Source organism: Paraburkholderia saeva (assembly GCF_907164555.1).
GTDB classification, from domain to species: Bacteria; Pseudomonadota; Gammaproteobacteria; order Burkholderiales; family Burkholderiaceae; genus Paraburkholderia; species Paraburkholderia saeva.
The window spans coordinates 561110-588012 of sequence record NZ_CAJQZC010000001.1 but is presented as its reverse complement, the minus strand read 5'-3'; the positions used below and the strand labels follow the sequence as shown (position 1 = coordinate 588012).

Sequence of the window (26903 nt, the reverse complement as noted above, 5' to 3'; positions counted from 1 at the left end):
TGCACCCCGCGCGAACCAGGCGGCTGCTTGATCCTTTTTTAGTTTACTGACAGTCGACTGCGCACCGCGACGCGACAGGCGCACATCGATGCGCCGATTATTACTGGTCTCGCCCACTTCGAAAATCACCGTAAGCGCTGGCAATACCATCGCGCAATGATGTCCGTGCAGTCCATCCAAGCTGATGCATACGATCTACGTTCAAAAGCTTGCGGGGGGTTCCGTCAGGTTTGGTAGCGTCAAAGACGATCCTGCCGTCGAATCCCACAACATCCATTACGGTCTCGGCCAGTTCACGGATCGTTACGTCCTCACCCGTTCCAACATTGAACAGCCCTTCGCTCACACCAGATTCCATCAGGAACACACAGGCGTCTGCAAGATCGTCGACGTACAGGAACTCCCGCATGGGATTGCCCGTGCCCCATACGACCAGCTCTTTGTCACCACGCGCCTTGGCCTCGTGCGCCTTCCGGATGAGCGCGGGCAACACATGGCTGTTGTTCAGATCGTAGTTGTCGTTAGGCCCGTACAAGTTGGTAGGCATTACGGAAATGTAATGCCTACCGTATTGACGGTTATAGCTTTCACACATTTTGACGCCCGCAATCTTCGCTATGGCGTATGGCTCGTTGGTGGGTTCAAGTGGTCCGGTGAGGAGATATTCCTCCTTGATCGGCTGCGGGCAATTGCGCGGGTAGATGCAACTGGAACCGAGAAAACAAAGCCTGCCTACATCTGCGCGATGTGCGCCGTTAATGATGTTCGCCTCGACAGCCAGATTCTCGTAAATGAAATCCGCGCCATAGGTGTTGTTGGCGTAGATACCGCCGACCTTGGCTGCCGCGACAAAAATGTACTCAGGCCGCTCGGATTGCAGAAATTCGCGAACTGCCAGCTGGTCGAGCAGATCAAGCTCTGACCGCGTACGAGTCAAAATGTTGGTGTAGCCCTTCGACTGAAGGCTACGAACCAACGCCGAGCCGACCATCCCTCGATGGCCGGCAACATAGATTTTCGCGTCTTTGGTCAGACTGTCCATTATTCGCGGCCTACAGAAACTGTGAAACCCTTGCTCTTCAGCAATGCGTGCTGGCGAGCCTTATCGAGGTCGTGGGCAACCATTTCCTCGACCATTTCGTCGAGTGTGATCTTCGGAACCCAGCCCAGGCTATCCTTGGCTTTCGTCGGATCGCCGAGAAGCGTTTCCACTTCGGCGGGACGGAAATACCGCGGATCGACCCTGACAAGAACGTCGCCAACCTTAACCGCAGGCGCCTTGTCACCCGTGACCGATACTACCCGGCCTTGCTCGGTTACGCCCTCGCCCTCCCACGCCAGTTTGATACCGAGCTGCGCTGCTGCCTTGTCGATAAACGTACGCACGCTGTACTGGACACCCGTGGCGATCACGAAATCTTCTGCCTTGTCCTGCTGCAGCATCAGCCATTGCATTTCGACGTAGTCGCGCGCATGTCCCCAGTCGCGCAGTGCATCGAGGTTGCCCATGAAAAGGCAGCCATCAAGACCCTGAGCGATATTGGCAAGCCCACGAGTGATCTTCCGGGTAACAAACGTTTCGCCGCGCCGCGCAGACTCGTGATTGAATAGCACGCCATTGCACGCATAGAGGCCGTAGGCTTCGCGGTAGTTCACTGTGATCCAGTACGCGTAGAGCTTGGCAACTGCGTAGGGAGAACGCGGATAGAAAGGTGTCGTTTCCCTTTGCGGGGTTTCTTGCACCAACCCATACAACTCGGATGTGCTTGCCTGATAGAAGCGCGTCTTTTTCTCGAGGCCAAGGAACCTGATCCCTTCGAGCAGACGCAGAGCGCCAATGGCGTCGACATCCGCCGTGTATTCGGGCGACTCAAAGCTTACGGCAACGTGCGATTGCGCACCCAGGTTGTAGACTTCGTCCGGTTGCACTTCCTGCAGAATCCGAATCAGATTCGACGTGTCAGTCAGATCGCCGTAGTGCAGTTTGAGCATCGGATGCTGAACATGGGGGTCTTCGTAAATATGATCGATACGAGCGGTGTTGAACAATGAAGCACGGCGCTTGATACCGTGCACCTCATACCCTTTGCTCAACAGAAACTCGGCCAGATAGGAGCCATCCTGACCAGTAATACCGGTAATCAAAGCCTTTTTCATCTTAACTGTTCCGCTTAATCAAATTTACTGAATAGACAATATTGTTCTCAGCGCCGAATCTGAGGTTCGAGTCGCTCGATCTGCGTATCAACCATTTTTCCAACCATCTCCTCGAAGCTAATGGTCGGCTCCCAACCCAGGATTTTGCGCGCTTTTGATGGATCCGCCAATGTCTGTCCGGTTTCCAGCGGACGAACCAGCCCCGGGTCGCTCACTACATGGTCTTCCCAGTTCAGTCCGACACGGCCGTAGGCGGCCCGGCATAGATCACGAAGGGTATGTAGCTTTCCAGTGCCCACCACGAAATCATCAGGTTTCTCGTGCTGGAGCATGAGCCACATCGCTCTCACGAAATCGATCGCGTGCCCCCAGTCACGAGCGATATCGAGGTTCCCAAGCGCGAGGCGCCCGCCCGACACGATCGGTTGGCCGCGCTCGTTCAGATCGAGCGAATTTGTTATCCCCAACGCGGCGCAGGCGGCACCGTAAGCAATCTTTTGCGTAACGAAATGCAGAGGACGCCGTTCGCTCTCGTGGTTGAACAAGATTCCACTGGAAATGAACAGGCCGTAGCTCTCACGGCAAATCCGCACCATGTGGTGGGCGTAGACCTTGGCCGCAGCGTATGGATTCGCGGGATGAAACGGCGTCTCCTCACTCTGTGGGATAGTTTTCGCGCCACCGAACATTTCCGAAGACGAGGCGTGATAGACCCGAGCCTTGGGAAACGCGTGCCGCACAGCCTCGAACAGTCGAATCGCGCCCATCCCGTTGATCATGAGCGTCTCGGGAGCGCGCGCCCAGGACTCTCCCGGGCGGGATTGAGAAGCCAGATTGTAGATCTCGTCGGGCTTTGCTTCCTGCAAAGCAGTGGCTATATCGATCCCTTCTGACATGTCGCCAAACAGGACAGTGATCCGGTCGGCGAGGTGGCTCGCGTTGTTCGCACGCATCCAGCTTTCCCGACGAGCCAGACCAAAGACCTTGTAACCACGATCAAGAAGAAATTCGGCAAGAAAAGACCCATCCTGCCCAGTGATGCCAGTAATCAGTGCCGTTTTCATGTCATCACGCGCCGTTTTGGTAAGGCTACCGCCTCTTCGTAGAGTTGCAGCAAGCTGGCAGCGCTACGCTTCCAGTCAAACCGCTTTGCCTGCTCAACGGCAGCCGCGCCGAGAGCGTCTCGCTCCATTCGATTGCCCCCCAGACGCAGCATTGCTTGCGCCCAACCCTCGATGTCCTTTGGATCAAGCAGAATGGCAGCATTTCCGGCCGCCTCCGGAACCGAGCTCGAAGCGGTAGCCACCGTCGGTGCTCCAAACTGCATGCCCTCAAGGACCGGCAAACCAAAACCCTCAAACAACGACGGGTACAGATTTGCGTAGCAGTTCCGATACAACCAGATCAACTCGTCGTCCGACACATATCCGGTCATGACAATCTGCGCTTCGATACCCAGTTCGCTCAGATGCCTCTGGAAATCCTCCATCAGCCAGCCTCGGCCCCCTGCCAGAACAAGCGGCATCGGCTTGCCGCCCAAAGCAAGATACCGAGCGTAAGCCGTAGCCAGACGACGCTGGTTTTTGCGTGGCTCGACAGTTCCTACGTTCAGCCAAAAACCGCCTTCCGGAATGCCATCGAGGGCCTGAGGGCGCTTGCCGAGTGCCGACGAATCCGCGAAACGCGAGCACGGGTAGATCACACGAAGGCGGTCCGCGGGAAAATGAGGAAACACCTTCAGATAGTGTTCGCGCGAAGCCTCCGAGATTGCGACGACCCAGTCCGCGGCCGCGGCCGAGCGAAACACGCCTTCAAAGCATCCCAGTCTGTTTGCTTCGGTCGTCCATGACGGATCGACCGTAAAGCCCATATCGTAAAAGGTATAGACAAGGCGGCTCGATGCAATCTGCACTGGCGACCAGAAGTTATTGGAGTGAATGACGTCCGGCGACCCCAACGAATTTTCTGTGTCACCGCCAGTCCAGAATGCACGGGCGGTTTCCCGCGTGAGATGCCTTGGACCGTACTCCACACTTCTCCCCGGATAGGGATTTCGAACAGGCATCAACGCATCGAAGAAGAAATCACCGAAACTGGGATAGAGCGAATATTTGTGCTGAGGGGCGACGTCAATCATGGCTTGCACCAAAGCGTGCGCGAAGTAACCGCACCCTGCTTTTCCGGAGCCAGTCTGGGAGATATCGAACCCAATGTGCATGCTTTCAAATCCTGTTGCTCAGTGCAGTCGAAGGTAAGAATGACGCAGCGCTCAACGCGTCCGTCATTTCTACTGCGCAGTCAATTCAAAAAATCGAAACCAATGAGGACGACGCCCCACGAACAATGATGATCGAGATCAACCGACTTAAACCAACCAAGTTACGCGCGGCAAAAGCGGATAGGTAGCGGATGATGCCGGCCCGGCATCAAGGAGCGACCTGGCGCCTGTCGCGGGCGTCATGACGGGTCAGACGACGCAGCTTGCGGATAGGTCGCGACGATGCTCTCCCGCCGAACCGCTGGGGAATACATCCCTGCCCATTCGACGGCTCCGGTCCACTCGCCCAACATTTAGCACCCATTGTCCGCCCGGATATGTACGGTCCCCGACAGGCAGCAATGGTGACATGCTCTTCGCACCAAAGATGTTGCTGTTTGTAAAAGCTTTATAGATCAATGGCGTATAGGTTGGGGTGGTAAAAAATGAGGCGTCCCGCTCGCGAAGGCGTGCGGATAGCGACCGATCGCTAGTTTACCGTACGTTGCAAGACCGTCCGCGGGTTTGTACGAATACGACACTGCCTGGAACCGGGTGACCAGGAAAATGGCAAGGGACTGACGCGCTCGCCACGAAACGACAGGCAACCGGACATTTCGCAGATGCCGCGTGCTTACACGTTGATACATGCCGCCTTGGCGGGCTCCCTCTCAAAATTGCCCCACCCTCCCTACCTTGATATACTCGCTCCTCTAAACGACAGCGGGGATGAGTACGCACAGGGGCGTCACCGGAGCTTCAGGCCGCGGCCCATCGGTTTGCATCTTTTTTCTCTGTCAGTTCCAGCCCCAAACCTCACCGGCAGTCGGCGGGACGCGACATTGAGACGCTGCGAATACCGCGAGTCGTGCCTGTGTCGCGTAGCTGTCGAACCTGGAGCGTTGCCGCCTGGTCCCGCGGGCGCCTTGCCCGGCCGCCCGGCTTCGGCAGACATTTCCCCTACGACCGAACGATTGACACCGACGCGATGCTGCCGCCGGACTGGTAAACAATATGACAAGCATCGACATGTGTTGGCGCGTCAACCCACACATGGCCAGATCACGATTTTCGATCATCGAACGGAACTCAACGCGCCCTGCAGCAGCGACGCTCCGAGGCCACAAATTGCACTGAAGTAGTCATTCGCCTCCCGGCATCGATGACATAAAGAAAAGAGGCATCCAATTTACGCCTTGACTCGTGCGACCGCGACAGCGCGATCTGAAAGTCGAGAGATTTATCGAGGGAAGTCTATGCAGTTGATTACGACAATTCTTTGTGGCGGCGCTGGATCGAGGCTGTGGCCGGTTTCACGCGAACTGCATCCCAAGCCATTTATCCGCCTGGCAGACGGACAAAGCCTGCTGCAGAAGGCGTTTTTGCGTGCGGCGCAGCTGCCGGGTGTCGCAGAGATCCTGACGGTCACCAACCGGGACCTTCTCTTCAAAACGCAGGATGAGTTTCGTGAAGTCAACGCCACAAAGCTTCAGACCTCGTTCGTGCTTGAACCTTGCGGGCGCAACACTGCCGCGGCGATCGCCATTGCCGCGCTGCAGGTTGCCAGGCGCCACGGTCCCGATGCGCTCATGCTGGTCCTTGCGGCCGACCACCTGATTTCCGAGCAGCACGCCTTCGGCGAGGCCGTATTGAAGGCGAGTGAACTGGCTGCGACTGGCAAACTTGTAACGTTCGGCATTCAGCCCGACAGCGCCGAGACGGGCTACGGCTATATCGAAGCAAAGGGCAACGAAGTCTTGCGCTTTGTGGAAAAGCCCTCGCTCGAGAAAGCGCAGGAATACCTTGCGTCTGGGCGATTCCTCTGGAACTCGGGAATCTTCTGCTTTAGCGCCGGCACAATGTTGCAACAGATGAAGCTGCATTGCCCGGAGATTCTCGCCGCCACCGCTGCGTGTGAGGAGTTGTCGCGCGCCGCGGAAGGTGACGGGTTCAGCCAGCTCGAACTCGATGCCGAGTCCTTCAAGAACGTGCCCGACGTTTCGATTGACTATGCCGTCATGGAAAAGTCAGATCAGATAGCCGTCGTACCGTGCAGCATTGGCTGGAGCGATATCGGCTCGTGGACGGCGTTGGGTAATCTTTCCGAGCCAGACAATAGCGGAAACAGGATTCAGGGCGACGCCCTGGTGCACAACACTCACAACTGTATTATCCAGAGCACGGACCGCCTGATAGGCACGGTCGGTGTCGATGACCTCATCATCATCGACACCCCTGACGCAGTACTCGTAGCCGACAAGTCCAGCGCCCAGGATGTCAAACACATCTACGCACAACTGAAGGCCACCGGCCACGAGGCTCACAAGCTTCACCGCACGGTTCATCGCCCCTGGGGCACTTACACGGTTCTGGAAGAAGGCAACGGCTTCAAGATCAAGCGCATCGAAGTCAAGCCCGGCGCAAGCCTCAGTCTGCAGATGCATCACCATCGAAGTGAGCACTGGATTGTGGTCAGAGGCATGGCCAAAGTCGTGAACGGCGATCTTGAACTCTTCGTCAACACCAACGAATCCACGTACATCCCTGCCGGTCATAAACACCGCCTCGAGAACCCGGGAATTCTCAGTCTGGTCATGATCGAGGTCCAGAGCGGTGCGTATCTGGGCGAGGACGACATCGTTCGCTTTGAAGACATTTACGGCCGCGCCTGATTTAGCACTGGTCAGGCCTTTGAGACTGTGACGAGGGACGCTGTCCCGTAACGATGTTGACGTGTTTGTGTACCCTATCAAAACAGGCAATCTAGTTGATGAGTAACAATCATCCCGCGACGCCAGGTGCGATGCTCCGGGGCTTCCTGCAACACCGCGAGTTACTCCGGGAACTTGTCAAGCGCGACTTTATTGGCCGCTACAAGGGCTCGATGCTGGGCGTCGTCTGGTCTCTTTTCAACCCGCTGTTGATGCTGGCCATCTACACGTTCGTGTTCAGCGTTGCGTTCAAAGCCCGATGGGGCGGCCGCAGCGACGAGAGCAAGATCGCATTTGCGATTGTCCTGTTCTCGGGCATCATCGTTCACAGCTTTTTCGCCGAGTGCCTCAATCGAGCACCGAGTCTCATCACCAGTCACGCCAATTACGTCAAGAAGGTCGTGTTTCCATTGGAGATACTGCCCTGGATGGCGTTGTTCTCGGCGATGTTGCACTTTCTCGTCAGCTTTGGCGCGCTTCTGCTGTTTTGCCTGATATCCCGGGTGGACATTCACGTCGGCATTCTGCTGATTCCGATCGCCCTCCTTCCGCTGATGCTGATGATCATGGGGATGTCGTGGATTCTGGCGTCGCTCGGTGTCTACCTGCGCGATCTCTCGCAGGTCATCGGCATGCTGGTCACCATTTCGCTTTTTCTGGCGCCGATCTTTTACCCGATCGATTCGCTGCCGGAGGCATATAAGGCTTTTCTTGCCTGGAATCCAATCACCCTGCCCGTTATCCAACTGCGCAATCTGATGTTGTGGGGCAAACCCTTTCAGTGGGAAGAGTGGGCACTTAGCCTGGTGATCGGTCTGGTGATCTTCCAGATCGGATACTGGTGGTTCCAGAAATCACGTCGAGGTTTTGCAGATGTCGTCTGAAGAAATCGTCATCGACGTCCGTAACCTCAGCAAGCGTTACGAGATCTACAAGACGCCGAGAGACCGGTTGAAGCAACTCGTCCTACCGCGCCTGCACCATACAGCGAATCGTGCCGGCGCGGCGATGGGCATTGTGAAGCCCGGGCCGTCGCCCCACTACTTTCGCGAATTCTGGGCGTTGCGCGACGTCTCTTTTCAGGTTCGTCGCGGCGAGACGATTGGCATCATCGGTCGAAATGGCAGTGGCAAGAGCACGTTGTTGCAGATTCTTGCCGGCACGCTCACGCCGACCAACGGCGATGTCGACGTACACGGACGGGTCGCTGCGTTGCTGGAGTTGGGAAGCGGCTTTAATCCGGAGTTCAGCGGCCGTGAGAACGTCTTCCTGAACGGCCGGATTCTTGGTCTAAGTCAGAGAGAAATCGAAGAACGCTACGATCAGATCGTCGAGTTCGCCGACATTGGTGATTTCATCGATCAACCCGTTATGACTTATTCAAGCGGGATGTTCGTGCGGCTCGCCTTCGCTGTGCAGGCGCATATCGATGCGTCTATTGTCATCATCGATGAGGCGCTGGCCGTTGGTGACGTGTTTTTCCGGAAGAAGTGCTATACGCGTCTCGAGCAATTGCGTGACGCCGGAACAGCCATCCTCCTTGTGTCCCACTCGATGCCAGATATTGAGCAATATTGCGAGCGAGCGATCCTGCTCGATCACGGCGTCCCACAATTCTTTGGAGCGGCGTCAGAAGCGGCAAAGCGTTATTACTTGCTCCACCAAGCGAATACAACCGTCGCCGCCACGCTGCCAGAGATAGCCTCCACGACCTCTTCGCAGCCTCGCGCACTCGGTGAGGTCGGTCACCGTCCGCCTCCAGAAGCGTTTGTCGACCTGACCGCGACGTCTCAGATTACCGACGGTACCGCACACTGTGTTGGAGTCGCGATCTGTAACAAAGCTGGTGATGCGTGCAACTCATTCCGTCAGGGCGATATCGCCGTCCTTTACTATGAGTTTGAGCTGGAAAAACAGATGGGTGCTCCGAACTGCGGCATCGTATTGCAAAACGAACGCGGCATCACGGTTCATGGCAAGAATAGTTGGCAATTGCTCAATGAACTGCCACCCACCCCGGAAGTAGGTTCGAGATTAATTTGTCGGCAAGAGATCAAATTGGCGCTAGCTCCAGGCGAGTACGTCTTTGAAATCGGACTTGCATCGATATCGCAAGCAGTTTGGGAAAATCGCGAAGCCGTGTCTCATGCAGAAATGTCCATTGCAGAAGTACGCCATTGTCATGTTCCCAACGCAGGTTCTTTCTCAGTTGGCTTGGCACTTGATGAGGGCGTAGCGAAATTGACCCATCATGGCATTGCGGACCTGGATGGAAATTTGTCAATGACAATCAGCGCCTCAAGTCCACTGATAGATGCTCCGAGGCGATGACGTAAGACGCGCCGCCCAACCTATTTATAAGAATCAAGGATCGGCAATCAATACCGAATCGCTAGCGCGGACAAACGTAACTGGTTGCACTCAAAACATCATGGTGACCTCTATACAAGCCTGTTGGTGCGGAAACAACGCTTTCCGCCCGTTCGGCCCTGACTACGGCGAGTGCAAAAACTGTGGCACGCTTGTTTACCTTAAGCAGATTCCACACGAACACTCGTTCGTTAAGGATGACGACACCGATTTCTATGGGAAGAGCTATTGGCTTGAGCGTCAGCAAGACCAGTTTGGTACTGCCGATATCTATTCGCGTGCTAGACAGGACCTTACCGAGCGAAACTTGCACTGGCTTAACACACTACTCAAGTACAGGTTGCCAACGGCAAAAGTAGTGGAATTGGGCTGCTCGCACGGCAGCTTCGTCGCCTTGATGCGCCAAGCGGGATACGATGCTTCTGGCGTGGAGATGAGCCCTTGGGTCGTAGAGTTTGGCAAGAAGACTTTCGGAATACCCGTCTCCGTTGGGCCGATAGAGAATCTTGATATGCCGTCAGCTAGTGTCGACATCATCGTTGCAATGGACGTGCTCGAACATTTGGCCGATCCTGTTGCAACAATGGCGCGGTGCATGGAACTACTAAAGCCAGACGGTCTGCTTCTGATCCAGACGCCACAGTTCAAAGAGAACATGGAGTACGGGGAACTGGTTGAAAGCAGTGCACGATTCTTGGAGATGCTGATCCCTCAGGAACACATTTACCTTTTTAGCGAAAACTCTGTCACACGGCTGTTCGAGCGGTTGGGCGCAAAACACATTGCATTTGAGCGCGCAATCTTCGACCACTACGATATGTTTTTTGCAGTAAGCCGGGTGCCGTTTCAGACCAATTCGTCCGAACAGGTTGACTCTGCCTTGCAGACGAGTCCACACGGACGCCTGACAACTGCATTGTTAGATCTGCGCAAACGTGAATTGGCCGCGAATGCTGATAGGATTGCTCGCGGTGAGCAGATCGAAACGTTGACGCGTTCAGTGCATGAGTCGGAAGCCGATCGGGTTGCTCGCGGTGAGCAGATCGAAACGTTGACGCGTTTAGTGCATGAATCGGAAGCAGACCGGGCGGCGCGTGGAAATCAAATTAAGCTCCTGAGAGACGTGGTGCGGCGTGCCCATGAGAAGAACTCATCGCGCGAGGCTTTGCTGAAAGTACAAAAATCTGAACTCGCCAATCAGGAGAAGCAGATTTCGTCCCTTCTGAACGACGTAAAGGGTCTGTTCCGCCATCCGGCTTTTCGCTGGATCGCAAAATTGGGGCGCTGGAGCGAAGCAGAGAAACTTGAAAAACGGATCGATGAACCATGAGTAAGCCGCCCCTGCGGGTTGCAGTTGACTTGACACCCGTTCTGCCAGGCGGCGAGAACGGTGGCGCAAAAATTTTCGTATTGGACTTGCTGCGTCAACTGGCTGAGATGGCGCCAGAGACGCAGTTCATCCTGCTTACGCAAGCAGCGTCACACGACGAGCTGGCCGCGCTTGATCGATCCAATATGCAGCGCACGATGGTCATCGGCCCCGTCGCGGCAAACTCCGCGCGTCCACGGCTGAAGAGACTTGCTGCTCGCGTCAGCCCGCGCATTCCAGCCAGAGCGAGAAGAGTCCTGAGCCGAATCGGTTACAGGTTGAATACGAGGCTTAAGCGACGAGGAGCCGCGGCGCTACTTCGCGGTCTCGGCGTCGATCTGCTCTTCTGCCCGTTTACCGCCCCGACCTATTTTGAGCCGGGCATTCCGACCGTCTGTACGATCTATGATTTGCAGTACAAGACGTATCCGGAGTTTTTTGCCCCGGAAGATGTAGCCCATCGCGGGCAGACCTTTCTGGATGCGTCGCGCAGGGCCACGGCACTTGCGGCCATTTCCGATTACTCGCGACAATCCGCAATTGTCCATGGCGAGCTCGATCCTTCGCGCATCCGGACAATCCATTTGCGCATGGCTCGTCGGATCGCTCCCGAAACGAGTGAAGGCACACAGGTTCTGGATCGCCTCGGCCTCGCGCCTCATCGGTATCTGATTTACCCAGCCAATTTCTGGAAGCATAAGAATCACGAGATGCTGCTTACGGCTTTCGGCATGGCTTGTAGCGGTGGGGGACTGGCGACCGATATCAAGCTGGTATGTACGGGTGCTCCGGGAGCGCGCCAGGAGTGGTTAATGAATGCAGCGCGCGCCATGAATCTGGGCGACCGCATAACTTTCCCTGGGTATCTTCCGAATTCAGAACTTTCCACGCTGGTGTCGCATTGCCGTGGCGTGGTGTTTCCCTCCCTTTATGAGGGCTTTGGTCTGCCTGTCATCGAGGCAATGGCTGCGGGCGTTCCGGTAGCATGCAGCAATACGACATCACTGCCGGAAGTAGCGGCTGAGGCGGCGATTCTTTTCGATCCACGCGTTCCCGATCAGATCGCAGACGCGATGATTACGCTCGTCGGCGACGAAGCGCTTCGCGCTCGACTCATCCATGCCGGGCAACAACGTGCTAACGAATTCTCCGATTCGCGACGCATGGCAAACGAGTATTGGGATCTGTTCCTGCACGCGCTAGCTGATTCGAGACAGGAAAATCTGATAACCGGCGTGGAGGTGGATGGGTGGGTTGGCGATCGCCTGAAAATACAGACAGCTCCTTTGCAGGGCGCACGCAGTGTAGAAGTTGAATTCATGGCCCCCGCCTGGCTTCCTCAACCTTCAATTTCGATTCAGGTTTTCCGTGACGGGAACGCAGACGGGGCCCCGGTAAAGCTCAAACGTGCAACAAAAACCGTCGTTTCATTGCCCATGGATCATACGGGCAACTGCTACGAATTGCAGCTCACCCCAACGTTTGTTCCTGCACGCTGCGGGATAGGTAGTGATCAGCGTCAACTCTCGGTGATGCTGCAACGATGCAGTATCCTGGGAGACCGTTCCTCGCAAATTCAGTTGTATCCAGAGAAGGCCTCTGTATGAAAGTCAGTATCGTCACCCCTTCGTATAACCAGGGGCAATTCATCGAGCGCACACTACAAAGTGTCGCGTCCCAGACAGGCGCGGAGATTGAACACGTCGTCTTCGATGGCGGAAGTAAGGACGATACGGTCGCGGTGCTAAAAGCGTTCGTTCCGCCGGTTCGATGGGTGTCCAAAAAGGATAAGGGACAAACGGATGCCGTAAACCAGGGGATTCGCGCGACCGATGGTGAAATCATCGGTTGGCTTAACTCCGATGACGTTTATTACCCGGGCGCGATTGCGCATGTGGTGACATTTTTTGAGCAGAATCCAGATGTCGACATTGTCTATGGGCTTGCAGATCACATCGATCTCGAAGACCGGGCGTTCGAGGAATATCCGACGGAACCCTGGAACCTCGACCGATTGAAGGAAACCTGTTTTATCTGCCAACCGGCCCTCTTCTTTCGTCGACGCGTAGTTGAGCAGCATGGCTTGCTGGACGAGTCGTTGAACTATTGCATGGACTACGCGTACTGGTTGCGGCTCGGAAAAGCTGGCGTTCGGTTCGCCCTTCTTCGCGAGAAACTGGCTGGCTCCAGGTTATATGCGGATAACAAGACGCTAGGTGCGCGAGTCAAGGTGCATGCGGAAATCAATGACATGTTCAAGCATTTGTTCGGCAAGGTACCTGATCGCTGGTTGTTCAACTATGCACATGCTGTTGTTGAGCAGCGTCATTCCCGCGAAGAGGGCAAGAATTCGTTTGCTTGTCGGGTCGGGGCAGCCTCAATGTGCGCGGCCTGGAAGTGGAATCGAAAGGTGTCCAGCGCCATGCTTAAGTCCATTTACTCCTGGATTCGCAGGTAGCAATTGCCTTCGATAGATCCCGACCTGTATGCCCCCGTGACTTTACATTACTACCACATGCTAACCAAATCCAAGTAGGATCGCAGTGCTCCGCCTAGGTATAAGGGGCGCCACCTCTTGATCATTAACTGCACGCGCTAAGCGCCCAGATGCGGAGTCGACCTGTGTGGCATCATGTGGCCTACGAAAAAGCTTGCAGAAGGCGCGACTTGCCCACATATGAACAACAGACCCATTTATTGGGCCGAATCGGCCGCATTTATTTATCTTGTAGTTCCGCTATTTCTATTTTTCGCATTTTTCATTCGCGTTTCCATCGCGATTCCATCGTGCGCTCTAATTACCGCGTGCGCATACGACATTATCCGTCGAACTGAGTTGCGTGTGCCTAGCAGCCTACCAGGGCGGGCACTCATCCTGCTGGCCGTATCAATCCTGTGGATCTGGCTTTCCGGTGGCGGAGGTCAATTGCACCAAAATGGAGACTGGCTAAAGCATTACTCTGTAGTCAACTCCCTAGCGTACAGTCACTGGCCAGCGGTGGAAGCGAGGCTAGGGTTTGAGGGCGCAGCGATAAGATATTCAATCGGATGGTACCTTGTCCCCGCTTTTGCATTGAAGCTCACCAACCTTCATGCACAAAACCTGATGCTTTCCTTATGGTCCGTTGCAGGAATCTTTCTTTTCTTCAGTCTTCTGCCCGGGCTTATCGATAAAAAAAATGTCGTAATCATTGCTCCACTCGTCTTCATCACGTTTGGAGGCGCTGACTTGTTTGGCACATTGATCACCGGCTACCGACACGGCCCACCACACCACATCCAATGGTGGGCCGGCTGGATCGAATATTCCGCAAATACCACGTCCCTTTTCTGGGTCCCTCAACATGCGATACCTTCATGGCTCGGGATCGCCCTGTTGATGCGTCAGCGACTCCATCCGTCCCTGCTTCCTTATCTAGCCCCTCTCTTCGCGGCAATTCTCTTATGGTCACCCTTCGCCGCGATGGGCTTGATGCCATTCGCCGTTGTACTGGCATTGCAATATGGGCTTCGAGATATCGTTCTTGACTGGCGGTCTATGTGTTCGCTTTTTTTCCTTGCGATACCAGTCGCAAGCTACCTTGCAGCGGGAACCACTACCGTTCCACACGGCTTCATTTGGACCGTTCCCTGCACCATGGACGACGGCGCCTGCTTTACGTGGCCCGCATATTTCCTCTTTCTGGTGATCGAAGTAGCCACCCCACTCGCCATTTTGTTTTTAGGAATTGATAGCGAGAAAGGCTTCCTTTTGGCGGCGGCTATCAGCCTATGTTCAATTCCCTTGTACAAAATTGGAGTGACCAACGACTTTGCAATGCGTGCGTCCATTCCTGCAATATCGGTGCTCTCCATACTTTCAGCAAAAGTACTTATCAACGGAAACAGGCTGACCACAGTCGCAATTCTTGCCATGCTCGTTGCCGCCCTTCCAACCATTTCCGGCGAAGTTTATCGCGGCTTTTCGCCGGGCCCCGATATTGACGAGGACACAACATTCGATGCTCCTTGGGCAGAAAGGTATATTGACCAGTACTTTGCGCCGATGCCAATTTGGATACTCAGGAAGTGACAGGGCAAATATTTCCGTGCAGACACAGGTGACGCACCGGGCGAAGTTTGTCGCGGGTGCATCCTGCGGCTGAGCGGTGCTTGCCGAAGCTGCATAGTCACCAAGGTTTGCTACACTCACTCAATTCAACGGAGGAGATTCCCATGCAGCTTAGCCAAGAAGCGATCGCAGAGTTTATCACTGAGCCTTTCACGGCAGGTCGATCGACTCCACGGCTTCTCTTTGATTTTTCCATCATGGTGGCATCATTGAATCAGTCCGTGCTGGACTATCCAGTACTCGACTTCGGCGCAGGAACAGGGTGGGTTTCGGAGTTTTGTGCTCGAATGGGCCTCAAGACCGTTTCTTTCGATATTCACGGCGACCTGAAAGCATGCCTTGAAAACCGGACACGCGCGGATCGCCGCATAAACTCTGGACTGTTAAGCTTCGTGGAAGGGGATGGACATAGCATGCCGTTCGAATCCAACAAGTTCGGTCACATCCTCTGTTACGACACCGTGCATCACATGCACAACTATCCGAAGGTTTTCTCGGAGTTTCATCGCGTGCTTCGACCCGGTGGCCGCGCAATCTTCGTTGAGCCTGTTGCCAGACATAGCAAGTCGCCCGAAACAATTGCCTTTGTTGAGGCTCAGAAAAAGCACGATCCGACTTGGATCGAACGGGACGTAGTTCTGGAAGAGATGGATCAGATCGCCCGAAATGCGGGGTTCACGTCGGGCCTGTCGATCATCCCGATGCCGCATCCGCTCGCATACCAAACGTACAGCATGAGCGCGTGGCAAGAGTTTCGAAGCGGTGACACACTTCAACGCTTGCGATTTACGGATCAACTGGCTGATCTAAATTACTGGGACCGGGTGATTTTCTTCGTGGACAAGCCGTGATGGACGACGCGAGCTAGGCAGCCACCAAGTTATGACCCGCGTGAGTCGGCAGCCGAGTCGGCTGAGGCGACATGCCTACCGCGTCGGCCTACGTCTTCTGTTCCTCGAACGTAGCGTCCAGTGCTCCATCCTATGGCGATCAACGTGGCTGCTGCGTCAGCTTCACATTTCCAAAGATCGCAGAGCGCGCTCACCGGCCAAGACAAGATGAGCATCGCTTACATACAAAATCGCTTTCTAAGCAAAGAAATATGACGAACTTCTTAGGGCCGGGAATCTTCTGGTCCACTTTGCCTACCCTCGCTGGCATCCTATCGTTAGCAACGTTGATCGGCCGCCCATGGGCTGGAATGCTGCCCTACAAGCTAAGGGGACCAGTAAGGTTCTATCTTTCTCCCGCACTTGGCTTGGCCTGCTTAACTATTATTTCCAGTCTTTGTGGTCGAACTCTTCCCTTGGGCAACACGCTCCTCTCGCCGTTGCTTGTCGTCGCCCTACTTATGTTTACCGTACTTCGAGAGCAGAATGCCAAGGATGCATTTCTCCACGCCCTCGTAGTCAGTGGGTTCGGCATAGTCTGTGGCGCAAGCGTATTCGGCCCCCTCTTCGCATTCGGTGCCTTCGATGCCCACAATGATGCGTTTACCTATCTAGTCCACGGCGATTGGCTACAGGCGCACGCATTTCGGGAACCCATTTCACCCACGTCGGTAACGCCTCTCGACACACAAGTCTACATGTACCAAAGTCAGGGGTTCCGTATGGGAGGGTCCTTTCTACTAGCTGACCTTCAGGCGTTGTTAAATCTGCGCTGGTCGGACGAGGTATACCCCGCGCTTGTAACGACGGCAATTGCGGCCTGCTGTTTGACGATTGGAGTCCCTCTTAGCAGGCACCTACGCCCTTTGCACCGGCCGATCCGACTTGCCCTGCTGGCCCTGCCCGCTTTCGGTTTCGGAGGCATGGTGTTCGGTGCGAATTTCGGTTTTTTGCCACAAAGTATTGGACTTGCGCTGAGCGCAGGTCTGTTGTTTGTTGTTGGGCCATTGTTACGATGGACAGTGGCGGGTCATAACTCGTCGGTTGATATCGCGAAGGCCTCGTTTCCCTGCGCGGTGCTTTTTTCCAGCGCCATCTTCGCTTATACAGAAATTGGACCGTTCCTCGTAGTAGCCATAGTCGGCAGTGCGTTCATTCTGGCCCTGAAGTTTCGGGCTTGGCGAAATCTGTTGATGTTCATCGGCATATCGGTCGGCGTCTCGTTCATCATATTGAACACTGAGCTATTTCGCACCTATGCTTCGTTGCGAACGCAAACGGGAGCCGTTGTGGGTTCGCCTGTCGACTGGAGTCTGCTCGGTTACGTCGCCCACGCACTGGGCGTGCACGGTGGTGTATGGGGTGCAGCTTTTCAATGGACGACGCCTGAAAGTGCAGGGTCAATTTTTTTCTACCTTGGATTGTTTCTTTTTGGTCTCGTCATTGCCATTCTTGCCGCTGGCATATCCACAATATGGCGAACCACAACAAGTGGTGTTCTCCTGCCAACAGTTTTGGTGTTGGTAATTTTTGCGGTCGGCATTCTGTATTTTCGCTACTTAACTCCATCGCCCTTTCCGAAGGGTGTAGGTCAAAGCTGGAGTCAGTTCAAACTGGCCGAATGGGCAAATCCGTTCATGATGGCGCTTGTCCTGCTGGCAGTTATAAATCTCCGGCTAAAATTTTCCACGTCTTTTCGCAACATCGTTTTAGCAACGTTCGTTATCGGCTTCATTGGTAGCGCACTCGGTGGCATAGTGCAGAAGAGACCGCTTATGAAGTATTACAGCGGAATCACCGACCTTCATCAGTTCTATCGCGACCTACGCACGACCGTATGGAACATTTGCCCCCGTACAGCACCCGTTTATCTCGACTTAGAGGGAGAGAATCTCAAATTTCGACAGATGGCAGTACTGTATCTGCCTGACCGAGAATTGGAATCAGATTGGAAGGATGATGGTTACTTCTCGACGCTGCCACCGGCGCGCAGCAAGCAAGTTCCGACTGTTGGTAGCTGTGTAATTGAAAGGCTTGGCCGGAACCGGTGGCTCAGAGAAGGCACTCCAGTCGGGCCGTTCCGGGTTGGTGTTTTCGATGGCCGTGGACAAGTCCAGATTACTTCGACGATTGGAGGCTACGCTCGTGAGAGCGACGGAAGCAACTGGTGGCTTTGGGTTCCTCGAAAAGTAAGTTTCGAACTGCAGCCTTTACCGGGCTCCAAGGGAGCTCCGCGAACGAAATTGCACTTCGAATACGCTACCCGTGGGAAACAGACGCTGACGCTTGTATTCAGAATAAGCGACGGTTCGAGTCAAACGCTTCTGTTGCAAAGCAGCGGAAAAGAGATGACCGTCTTCGATGAAGAGATCGACGTACCGCCAAGCAAACTCACCGAACTCAGTATTGAGACTGACGGTACACCAACCCCACTTGCAGAAAGCGACCCTAGAGTGGCGGCTTGGATTATCCGGAATGTGACGATCGAACCGGCTTCGTCCTAGTCTTTAAGTGAACGCAGGCGCCACGCCTCGTCGTGGCGCCACGCAATCAAAGGGCGCGAATTCCACCAAGCGCCCGATCCATCTCAACCGCCACGTCCTTCCCTTCCCGAATGGCGTAATTCGTTCCGCGATCTTCCGGATAGATGTGCGCCATCGTTGAGATCAAGGCATTGGCAAAGGGAGTGCCACGGCCCGGCACATACTTTGAGTAGTCGCGTTCCGTTACCGGTTGCGCATAGTCAGCGCGCCACAAACGGAATTCCTTGATCCATGAACGCTGCATGTCCGGGAACATCCGTTTCAGATGTTCAAGGGCGTACTCGAGGTATTGATCGTCACCGTACTTCCAGACCGGGTCTGCGGTCGCGATATAGCGCGACAGGAATACGATGTGATTGCCGCCATAGTTGGCAGGCGGATCGAAGTTGGTGTGCTCAATCACGCCGACAAACGGAAATCCCGGATCGTTGACGTTCAACCAATAGGTGTCCGAGAGGCTACGGTCCATCTCGAGGACGAGGCACATATTGCCAAGGTAGTTCACGCGTCGCAGGGAGTTCGTCCATGCCTGATCTGCCACACCATCAAGCAGGTTGGCGATCACCGGGAACGCTGGCGTGAAGAGATACTGGCGCCCTGTCACCTGTTCTTCGCCCAACTGCAATGCTTCGATATTACCGTTTGCCGCTTTTACGCCCGTTGCGCGCACGTTGTATCGAACCTCGCCGCCAAGCTTGACGATCTCATCGGACATCGCCTTTGCAAGCCGGCCAAAGCCACCGCGGAAATAGGCAAGCTGTTCGCCGCCCTGCTTGTCGCGCGTGCTACCCCGCAAGACCAGTTTCTTCCAGAACCACACCGCGTTCACCGCGTCAGCAAACACCGAAAATTTCGCGTCGATGAGCGGTTGCCACACTACGCGGTAGACGGTCTTGCCGCACAGCGGCTCGAGCCATTCCCGGATCGTCAGGTGTTCGATCTGTCGCCAGTCCTTGATCTTGCGCACCTTGAATACCAGCAGGCCAAGCCGGATCCGGTCGATAAGCGACAACGGCGAGAACTTCAACAGATCGAACGGCGTAGACAGGCGCCACATCTTGCCGTTGAAGTACATGCCTGTGCGCGACGGCAAGGTCACGATTTCGTTTTCAAGGCCCAACTCCTTCACGAGCTCGGGCACATATTCGTCGTTGTTGAACCAGTGGTGGTAGAACTTTTCGATCGTCACGCCATCGCGGAACTGGAACGTCCCCGCAAGGCCGCCCGGATGCGCATCGCTCTCCACGACCAGCACCTTCCGGCCAGCCCGGCTCAATGCGAGACCGGCCGTCAGGCCGGTAAAGCCCGCACCCACAATCACAACGTCATATTGTTGATTCATCACAACATCCACTCTTGATATTCAGCCAGGAAGCCGATCGCGTGCACCTGCAGCGAACAGCTTGGGATTCAACAGGATCGCGATGCCGCCCGCAACCGTGGTCGGCAACCAGAGCGACAGATGCGAGAGCACGGCAAAGCTTGCCGCCTGCGCATCCGTACCGCCAAGGGCACGCACGGCGGCGAACGCCGCGAGATGAAATGGACCGACATAGCCGGGAGAAGAAGGCACCAGCGTCGACAGCGTCGCAATCGCCATCACCATCAGGGCCGATGCATAGCCTGCGGGCAGATCAAGACCCTGGAACATCGCCCAGAACAAACCCGCCTCCCCAGCCCACACAATCGCCGACAGGAGTACCACGCGAGCGATCGTCCGCCCGCTGCCCATGGCGCTCAGCTGCTCAATAAGCGAGGCAGCCACGCGCACGAGCTTTGCAATAACGTTTGTTCCGGCGCGGTCGAACCGCTGCGCGACCCATTCGAGCAATGCAAGCAGCGGCCGGCCGAAGATTACAATGATCGCCAGTGCAGCGGCGCCGACCACTGCAACAACCATAACCGTCTTGCCCACCCACTGCGGCAGCGGCATCGGCGAAATCAGCAGACCGATTCCCAGCGAGATCAGCAACGTCAGCAAATCAATCAGCCGCTCGAAAACGAGACTCGCCGTTGCGGTGACGCGGCTCACACCGATCGCCGACGGAAACACCAGCGCACGTACAAGGTCGCCAGCCCGCAACGGCAAAACGTTATTGAGGGTAATTGATCCAAGGAACGGAGCAATGCACTGGCGTGTCCGTACCTGCGCGCCGGCAGCTCGCAGCATGACTGTCCACCGCTCGATACGCACCGCGTAATCGATCGCAAGCGACAGAAGTCCAATTGCAAGGAAGTGCCAGCGAAATTCGACGAGCGCGACCTTTAGCGCATCAAAATCGACACGCCGAAATACAAGCACGAGGCAAACCAGAGAAATGGCGATGCCCAGAACCTGTCGGATCCAGGATTTCCAACCTGAGGACCGCGGTTTGTTCGCCGGAGACTGGTCGACGCGCGACTCTTTCTCGTTCATTGTCGGGTCCATGTTGCCCAAGGCGCCTGCCCGGATTCCCACAATTGCTCGAGGTGCCGCTTGTCGCGCAACGTGTCGCAAGGCTGCCAGAAGCCGTTGTGGGTGAAAGCCGAGAGCTGGCCGTCACGCGCAAGGTTTTTGAGCGGATCCTGCTCCCACGGCATCGAGTCACCCGACACATAGTCAATTGCGCGCGGTTCGAGCACAAAAAAACCACCGTTGATCCAGCCGATCTCATCACTCGGCTTTTCCTCGAAACTTGTTACGCCCCCATCGCGTGCGAGATTGAGAACGCCGAACCGGCCAGGCGGCTGCACGGCGGTCACCGTCGCGAGACGACCGTGTGTCTTGTGAAATGCGATCTCGGCGGTGATATCGACATTCGACAATCCATCGCCATAGGTAAGGCAGAAGGTTTCATCACCGAGATACGGCGCCACGCGCTTCAGGCGACCGCCCGTCATCGTCTCCGCACCGGTATCGATAAGCGTGACTTTCCAATCTTCCGATTGGGAATTGAGAACTTCATGGGCACCGGTTTGCAGATCGATAGACAGATCGGCGGTGTGCCGGTAGTAATTGAAAAAGAATTCCTTGATCACGTAGCCCTTGTAACCAAGGCAGATCACAAACTCCTTGATTCCATGATGTGCGTACGTCTTCATGATGTGCCACAGTAGCGGACGCCCGCCCACTTCAACCATTGGCTTTGGCTTGTGGTCCGATTCCTCGGCGATCCGTGTGCCGAGCCCACCAGCAAGTATCACAGCTTTCATTGAATCCTCTGGGTTTCTTAAAGTTTGATATCAGCCGGTACGAGATTCAGCATGTCCTCGGCAATGGCAACCGGTTCAGCGCGCAGTATCAAATAGATGCGCAAGAGATACTCCCCAAGAATACCGAGAAGCAGTGACTGAAATCCGATTCCGAAAAGTACGAGTATGTGAATGCTGGCGAGCCCTCGCGGCAATTCCGGGTGGAACGCGCGCAGGAACACGTAATAGATCGCACCGAGCGCGGTCAGCCCGAGCAGGAAGAGACCACCGTACGTCGCAAGCCGCAACGGCAAAACAGAGTGATTAAAAACACCTGCGAGCCCCAGTCTCACAAGCTGAGCCACGCCAAATTTGCTCGCCCCTGCAACGCGCGCCGCGCGTTCGTACGGAACGCCGATCTGTTTAAACCCCATTCCCGCGATCAGCCCACGAAGGTAAGGGTTCGATGAACGATACCGTTGCAATCCATCGATAACCTTGCGATCGACCAGCCTGAAATCGCCTGCGTCGCGCGGGATCGTATGCTCGCTGAGCTTGTCGACAACCCAATAGCCGACCTTGCGAAACGCGTTGATCAGCTTTCCTTCAGGACGCTTCTCGCGGATGCCATACACGACGTGATAGCCGTCGCGCCATAGCTGGAAGAAGCGTTCGAGCAATTCGGGAGGATCCTGAAGGTCCGCATCGATCTGCATGACCGCATCACCGCGCGCATGCATGTAGTTCGCGAGGATCGAGCGCTGAAAGCCGACGTTCTTCGAGAACCGGATTGCACGCACCCGGGAATCGGCTCGTGCTAGCGCAGCGAGCTTTTCCCAGGTTGCATCCGACGAATGGTTGTCGGTAAAAAGAAACTCAAGCCGGCACCTGTCGGCCATTGTGTCGCCAAGCTGACGCAGACGTGCATAGAGTGCGTCCAGATTGTCCGCCTCATTCAATACCGGGACCGAGATTGAAATCAGCGGAAGGCCGCCGGGAGTTTCCATCGATGTCATATTCTTGAAGGTCAATTGAGCGTCAGGCGACTAAGGGCAGCGTCTACGCCCTGGTCGAGCGAATAGCTCGTACGCCACCCGGTTTCCCGTTGTACGCGCGAGGGATCCCCCACCACAACGGGCAGATCATCAGGCCGTAGTGGCAACGCACCAAAATGCAGGAGCGATTCATCAGCACCCATGTGACGCGCTACGGTGCGCGCAAAATCGCCGACCGATGTCCCGACGCCTGTCGAGAGGTTGTAGGCGCCACCATTCATCCGTCCATCGCGCAACGCAAGAGCGGAGGCGATAAGCCCACGGCAGGCATCGTCCACGTACAGAAAGTCCCGAACCTGCGTGCCTGCCGACAGTTTCACCGCCTCATCGCGCGCGAGCTTCGACGCCAACGACGGCAGCAAACGATGTTCTGCTTCGCCTGGACCGTACACGTTGAACGCTCGCAGCACCGCAAACGGCAACCGCACGTCAGCGGCCGTCGCCAAAGCTAAAAGGCTTCCTGCTGCCTTTGACGCGCCATAGACTTTTTGTGTCTCCAGCGCCATATCCTCGCTCAGCATCGCGACGGCCTGCGCCGCATATTCGGCGCTACTGCCCATTGATACAACGGCGCCTACGCCATTCGCGCTCGCCGCAGCGACCATTTCAGCCGGAAGGATTGCGTTCACGCGGATGAGTTCGTCTCGGTCGCGATCGGCCGGATGCACTCCGGCTGCCGCGAGATGAAAGACCAGTTCGAAACGATGGTCCGACATTGCATGTTGAAAGGCCGTTGCATCCAGGCGCGATGCTTCGACGTTAACGACGCCTTCCACCGTGCAGCGTCGTCGGCCGAGCGTCACGACCTCATATCCGGAACCAACCAATATGCGCGCGAGATTGGCGCCGATAAATCCAGCGCCTCCAGTCAGCAACACCTTCAAGAAATCACTCCGTCACGCAAACCGTCACGCCAGGTCGCAAGCTGGTCCAGGCAAAGCTCACGCGCGTTTGCCTTGCCGCCGTGGAAAGAGCGATACCACGCGGCGGTCTCCCTGATGACCCGCTCCGTATCCCACGGAGGCACCCAACCAAGAATATTGCGCGCCAGCGAACTGTCGAGCGCGAGCGCAACCGCCTCGGGAAGCGGATTCTGTTGATAGTCGAGCGTGGGACGTTGCCAGTCGTTTGCCAGTATCTCCAGGACTTCGCGCACGCTGAACTGTCGCGTATCGTGGGGACCCAGATTCCAGGCGCGCGAAAACGTTGCACGGTCGCGCTCAAGTCCGGCGAGCAACATGAGATAACCCTGGACAAGCGCCAGTACATGTTGCCAGGGCCGCGTAGCATCAGGGTACCGGAGCGTCAGGGAACCATTGTCATTTACTGCCCGGACGAAATCAGGAATCAACCGGTCTTCGGACCAATCGCCGCCGCCAATGATGTTCCCGCCGCGAGCAGTAGCGATCCCAAGCGGATGTTGCGGATCGGAGCCAAACGAATAGCGATAGCTGTCGATGACCATTTCAGCCGCGGCCTTCGACGCGCTATAGGGGTCTTTGCCGCCCAGCGCGTCGTTTTCCCGATACGGCCATGCCCACTCATTGTTCTTGTAGACCTTGTCGGTCGTGACGCAGACGATCGAACGGCAGGCTTCTGCGGCACGCGCAGCTTCGAGCACATGGGCCGTACCAATTGCGTTCGTCGCGAACGTCGAAACTGGCTCACGATACGAGCGTCGAACCAGTGGTTGCGCGGCAAGGTGCAACACCAGTTCCGGCTGGAAGCGGGCAAAGCAGTCCTGTACGGTACCCAGGTCGCAGATGTCACCCTCCATGCTGAGCACATCATTGGCCAGCCCGGTTTCCACATACAACGAAGGCGTCGTATCCGGCGAAAGCGCCAGGCCTGCGACTTCGGCACCCAGCGACTTGAGCCACAGGCAGGCCCAGCTGCCCGTGAAGCCGGTGTGGCCTGTAACGAGAATCCGCCTTCCTGATAGCGCCGACTCGAACCCTAACTTGTCAGTCTCGCTCAAAAAACTCTCCGTCTGTTCGATCTCAATAGAATTCACCAGTGCGCACCGGCAAGTTCATTAATGTTGCAGCCCGCTTCATCGACGACGTAACCGGGGAAGTCGATAAAAGCAAAATGGCCACGAAATCGGTCGTAGCCAAGGCACTATCACGAGAATCCCCGCGACAAAATGCGTAGTATACCTGCCAGTACTAAGGGGGCGCGTTTTTTGGGAGAAAACAGACGATCGCGTTGCATAAAGAGCCCCACTTTTCGCTTGCCGTCTAGCTGTACCTGATCGAAAAAAATGTGACTGAATGTATCCTGTCTTCTCGCAGGGGCTCCAGAGTTAGTCAGCGCTGTCCATTCCGCAGCCTGCCACCTTCCCGGACGTTGAAAAAGACTCGCCCGCCAACCCGCGCCGACACCGTCACCAAGCTCGGCAATAAGACGCCAATGTTACAATCTACAAAGGTTTTCGAGGCCCGCTGGCCATTTTTTGTCAGGCCCGGGATTCACCGCGGAATCTGATTTTGATAGCAAATCAGAGTGCCGGCCAGAGAGCGCCCAAGGCCCGCGCCTTAAATGAATAACGGAGTTCGAGCGTTCCGATGAGTGCAGTCCCTCTCACCAAATCTTCAAAAATCTACGTCAGTGGCCACCGCGGAATGGTGGGCTCGGCTATCGTTCGCCGCCTCAAGGCCGGTGGCTATACGAACATCCTGACTGCAACACGCGCCGAACGGGATCTCACGGACCAGCAGGCCGTGCGCGCCTTCATGCAGCGTGAAAAGCCCGACTACGTTTTCCTCGCTGCGGCAAAAGTTGGCGGCATCTACGCGAACAATACGTTCCCTGGCGACTTCATCTATCAGAACCTTGCGATCCAGAACAACGTGATCCACTCGGCCTGGGAAGCAGGCGTCCAGCGGTTGTTGTTTCTCGGATCTTCGTGCATTTACCCGCGCGAATGCCTGCAACCGATCCGAGAAGACTATCTGCTGACCGGCCCGCTCGAACCGACCAACCAGCCGTATGCGATCGCCAAGATCGCCGGCATCGAGCTTTGCGATTCATACAATCGTCAGTATGGAACGCAGTACGCAAGCGCGATGCCCACAAACCTTTACGGTCCGAACGATAACTACGATCTCGCGACCAGCCACGTGCTACCCGCCTTGCTTCGCAAGGCCCATGAAGCAAAGTTGCGTGGCGAAAAGGAACTCGTGGTCTGGGGCACGGGCACGCCACGGCGCGAATTTCTTTATGTCGACGACATGGCTGATGCATGTGTCTTCCTGATGGAGTCGGGTATCGCATCGGGATTGTTTAATATCGGCATTGGCACCGACGTGACTATTCGGGAACTGGCGCAGACCATCGTTGATGCCGTGGGTTTTGACGGCAAACTGACCTTCGATACGAGCAAACCGGACGGCACGCCCCGCAAGCTCCTGTCAGTCGAAAAGGTAAAGGCATTGGGCTGGCAGGCGAAAACGCCACTTACCGAAGGTATTCGACTCGCCTACCAAAGCTTCCTCAACGGCGAAAAGCGGTAACGATATGGATGGACGCAAACCTCTCGTCACGGTCGTAGTGCCGTCATTCAACCAGGGACGCTTTCTCGACGAAGCGCTGAGTTCGATCTCAGCGCAAAAAGTCGCGACCGAAGTCTTTGTCATGGACGGCGGATCCACCGACGACTCCCTGTCAGTCATCCGCAAATGGGAATCCAGACTCGCCGGCTGGCGCAGCCACAAGGACGACGGCCAGGCGGCGGCAATCAACGAAGGAATCGCACGCGGCACTGCGCCATACGTCTGCTGGCTCAATAGCGACGACCTGTTCCTTCCCGGCGGACTCGACAAGCTCGTCAACGCAATGGAGCGGCACGCCGCGTGGCCGGCCGCCTATGGCAAGGCATGGCACCTCGACGACGCAAGCGGCCGTCGCACGCCCGCATGGGTCGAACCGTTCAATGAACGTCGTATGGCAACGCGCTGCGTGATCACGCAGCCAGCTTCACTCATTCGTCGCACGGCGTGGACAGCAGTGGGTGGCCTCGACGCCAAACTCAAGATGGCGCTCGACTACGATCTTTGGTGGCGGCTCTACCGTTCTGGCGGTCCGCTCGGATTCGTCGACGAAGAAGTCGCAATCAATCGTAACCACGACGAAACGAAGACCCGCATCCATCGCCGCCTCCACTACAAGGAAGCCATGGAGACCGTACGCCGCCATCACGGGCACGTGCCGTTAAAATGGTGGCTCGCCCAGCCCTACGCGGTATGGTGGAAGACTTTGATCCGATAG

21 protein-coding genes are annotated in these 26903 nt (G+C 55.9%); 11 read left to right on the top strand and 10 right to left on the bottom strand.

From position 1 onward, the window contains the following. Positions 1–100: 100 nt before the first annotated feature. The 4 genes from fcl to LPA36_RS02610 are packed head-to-tail and all read right to left on the bottom strand — an operon-like array spanning position 101 to position 4294. Entirely contained in the window at positions 101–1042 is a 942-nt protein-coding gene (gene fcl, locus LPA36_RS02625) for a GDP-L-fucose synthase (protein ID WP_228874589.1), read from the bottom strand. Continuing rightward, positions 1042–2157, bottom strand: coding sequence for a GDP-mannose 4,6-dehydratase (gmd, locus tag LPA36_RS02620; protein ID WP_228874588.1), 1116 nt, complete (start codon positions 2155–2157; stop codon positions 1042–1044). The genes fcl and gmd overlap by 1 nt, the downstream gene beginning before the upstream one ends. Positions 2158–2204: 47 nt before the next feature. Then, positions 2205–3221 (bottom strand): GDP-mannose 4,6-dehydratase, encoded by a 1017-nt coding sequence (locus LPA36_RS02615; protein WP_228874587.1) that lies wholly within the window; start codon positions 3219–3221, stop codon positions 2205–2207. Beyond that, on the bottom strand, positions 3218–4294 hold the full coding sequence (locus LPA36_RS02610; protein ID WP_228874586.1) for a glycosyltransferase family 4 protein: 1077 nt from the start codon (positions 4292–4294) through the stop codon (positions 3218–3220). The genes LPA36_RS02615 and LPA36_RS02610 overlap by 4 nt, the downstream gene beginning before the upstream one ends. A gap of 1376 nt (positions 4295–5670) precedes the next feature. On the opposite strand from LPA36_RS02610, the gene LPA36_RS02605 reads away from it, so the two are divergent. The 9 genes from LPA36_RS02605 (at position 5671) to LPA36_RS02565 (ending at position 18369) form a co-directional block, all read left to right on the top strand. Beyond that, a complete protein-coding gene (locus LPA36_RS02605) occupies positions 5671–7086 on the top strand; it encodes a mannose-1-phosphate guanylyltransferase/mannose-6-phosphate isomerase (protein WP_228874585.1) in 1416 nt (471 codons plus the stop codon). A gap of 98 nt (positions 7087–7184) precedes the next feature. After that, complete coding sequence (locus LPA36_RS02600; RefSeq protein ID WP_228874584.1) at positions 7185–8009, top strand: ABC transporter permease; 825 nt, start codon at positions 7185–7187, stop codon at positions 8007–8009. Next, positions 7999–9456: an ABC transporter ATP-binding protein gene (locus LPA36_RS02595; RefSeq protein WP_228874583.1), complete on the top strand. Its 1458-nt coding sequence runs from the start codon at positions 7999–8001 to the stop codon at positions 9454–9456. The genes LPA36_RS02600 and LPA36_RS02595 overlap by 11 nt, the downstream gene beginning before the upstream one ends. Positions 9457–9556: 100 nt before the next feature. Further along, positions 9557–10825, top strand: a complete 1269-nt coding sequence (locus LPA36_RS02590; protein WP_228874582.1) for a methyltransferase domain-containing protein — start codon at positions 9557–9559, stop codon at positions 10823–10825. Next, a complete protein-coding gene (locus tag LPA36_RS02585; protein ID WP_228874581.1) occupies positions 10822–12471 on the top strand; it encodes a glycosyltransferase family 4 protein in 1650 nt (549 codons plus the stop codon). Before LPA36_RS02590 ends, LPA36_RS02585 begins: the two co-directional genes overlap by 4 nt. Further along, positions 12468–13322, top strand: coding sequence for a glycosyltransferase family 2 protein (locus LPA36_RS02580; protein WP_228874580.1), 855 nt, complete (start codon positions 12468–12470; stop codon positions 13320–13322). Before LPA36_RS02585 ends, LPA36_RS02580 begins: the two co-directional genes overlap by 4 nt. Positions 13323–13937: 615 nt before the next feature. Beyond that, entirely contained in the window at positions 13938–14936 is a 999-nt protein-coding gene (locus tag LPA36_RS02575) for a hypothetical protein (protein ID WP_228874579.1), read from the top strand. A gap of 143 nt (positions 14937–15079) precedes the next feature. Next, a complete protein-coding gene (locus tag LPA36_RS02570) occupies positions 15080–15826 on the top strand; it encodes a class I SAM-dependent methyltransferase (RefSeq protein ID WP_228874578.1) in 747 nt (248 codons plus the stop codon). Between the two features lie 455 nt (positions 15827–16281). Continuing rightward, a complete protein-coding gene (locus tag LPA36_RS02565) occupies positions 16282–18369 on the top strand; it encodes a hypothetical protein (protein WP_228874577.1) in 2088 nt (695 codons plus the stop codon). A gap of 46 nt (positions 18370–18415) precedes the next feature. Here the strand turns inward: LPA36_RS02565 and LPA36_RS02560 are convergent, their stop codons facing one another. Genes LPA36_RS02560 through rfbG form a run of 6 tightly spaced genes read right to left on the bottom strand, consistent with a single transcriptional unit; the run spans position 18416 to position 24612 of the window. Beyond that, complete coding sequence (locus LPA36_RS02560) at positions 18416–19750, bottom strand: NAD(P)/FAD-dependent oxidoreductase (protein WP_228874576.1); 1335 nt, start codon at positions 19748–19750, stop codon at positions 18416–18418. Between the two features lie 21 nt (positions 19751–19771). Continuing rightward, the gene (locus LPA36_RS02555) at positions 19772–20824 is read right to left on the bottom strand and encodes a lysylphosphatidylglycerol synthase transmembrane domain-containing protein (protein WP_228874575.1); all 1053 of its coding nucleotides are present in this window, start codon (positions 20822–20824) and stop codon (positions 19772–19774) included. Then, positions 20821–21600, bottom strand: a complete 780-nt coding sequence (gene rfbF / locus LPA36_RS02550; protein WP_228874574.1) for a glucose-1-phosphate cytidylyltransferase — start codon at positions 21598–21600, stop codon at positions 20821–20823. Before rfbF ends, LPA36_RS02555 begins: the two co-directional genes overlap by 4 nt. A 17-nt stretch (positions 21601–21617) precedes the next feature. Next, entirely contained in the window at positions 21618–22586 is a 969-nt protein-coding gene (locus tag LPA36_RS02545; protein WP_228874573.1) for a glycosyltransferase family 2 protein, read from the bottom strand. 20 nt (positions 22587–22606) lie between these two features. Then, positions 22607–23512: an NAD-dependent epimerase/dehydratase family protein gene (locus LPA36_RS02540; RefSeq protein ID WP_228874871.1), complete on the bottom strand. Its 906-nt coding sequence runs from the start codon at positions 23510–23512 to the stop codon at positions 22607–22609. Between the two features lie 2 nt (positions 23513–23514). Then, on the bottom strand, positions 23515–24612 hold the full coding sequence (rfbG, locus tag LPA36_RS02535; RefSeq protein WP_228874572.1) for a CDP-glucose 4,6-dehydratase: 1098 nt from the start codon (positions 24610–24612) through the stop codon (positions 23515–23517). A 589-nt stretch (positions 24613–25201) separates the two neighbouring features. Here rfbG and LPA36_RS02530 point away from each other — a divergent pair. Further along, complete coding sequence (locus LPA36_RS02530; RefSeq protein ID WP_228874571.1) at positions 25202–26149, top strand: GDP-L-fucose synthase family protein; 948 nt, start codon at positions 25202–25204, stop codon at positions 26147–26149. Between the two features lie 4 nt (positions 26150–26153). Beyond that, positions 26154–26903, top strand: coding sequence for a glycosyltransferase family 2 protein (locus LPA36_RS02525; RefSeq protein WP_228874570.1), 750 nt, complete (start codon positions 26154–26156; stop codon positions 26901–26903).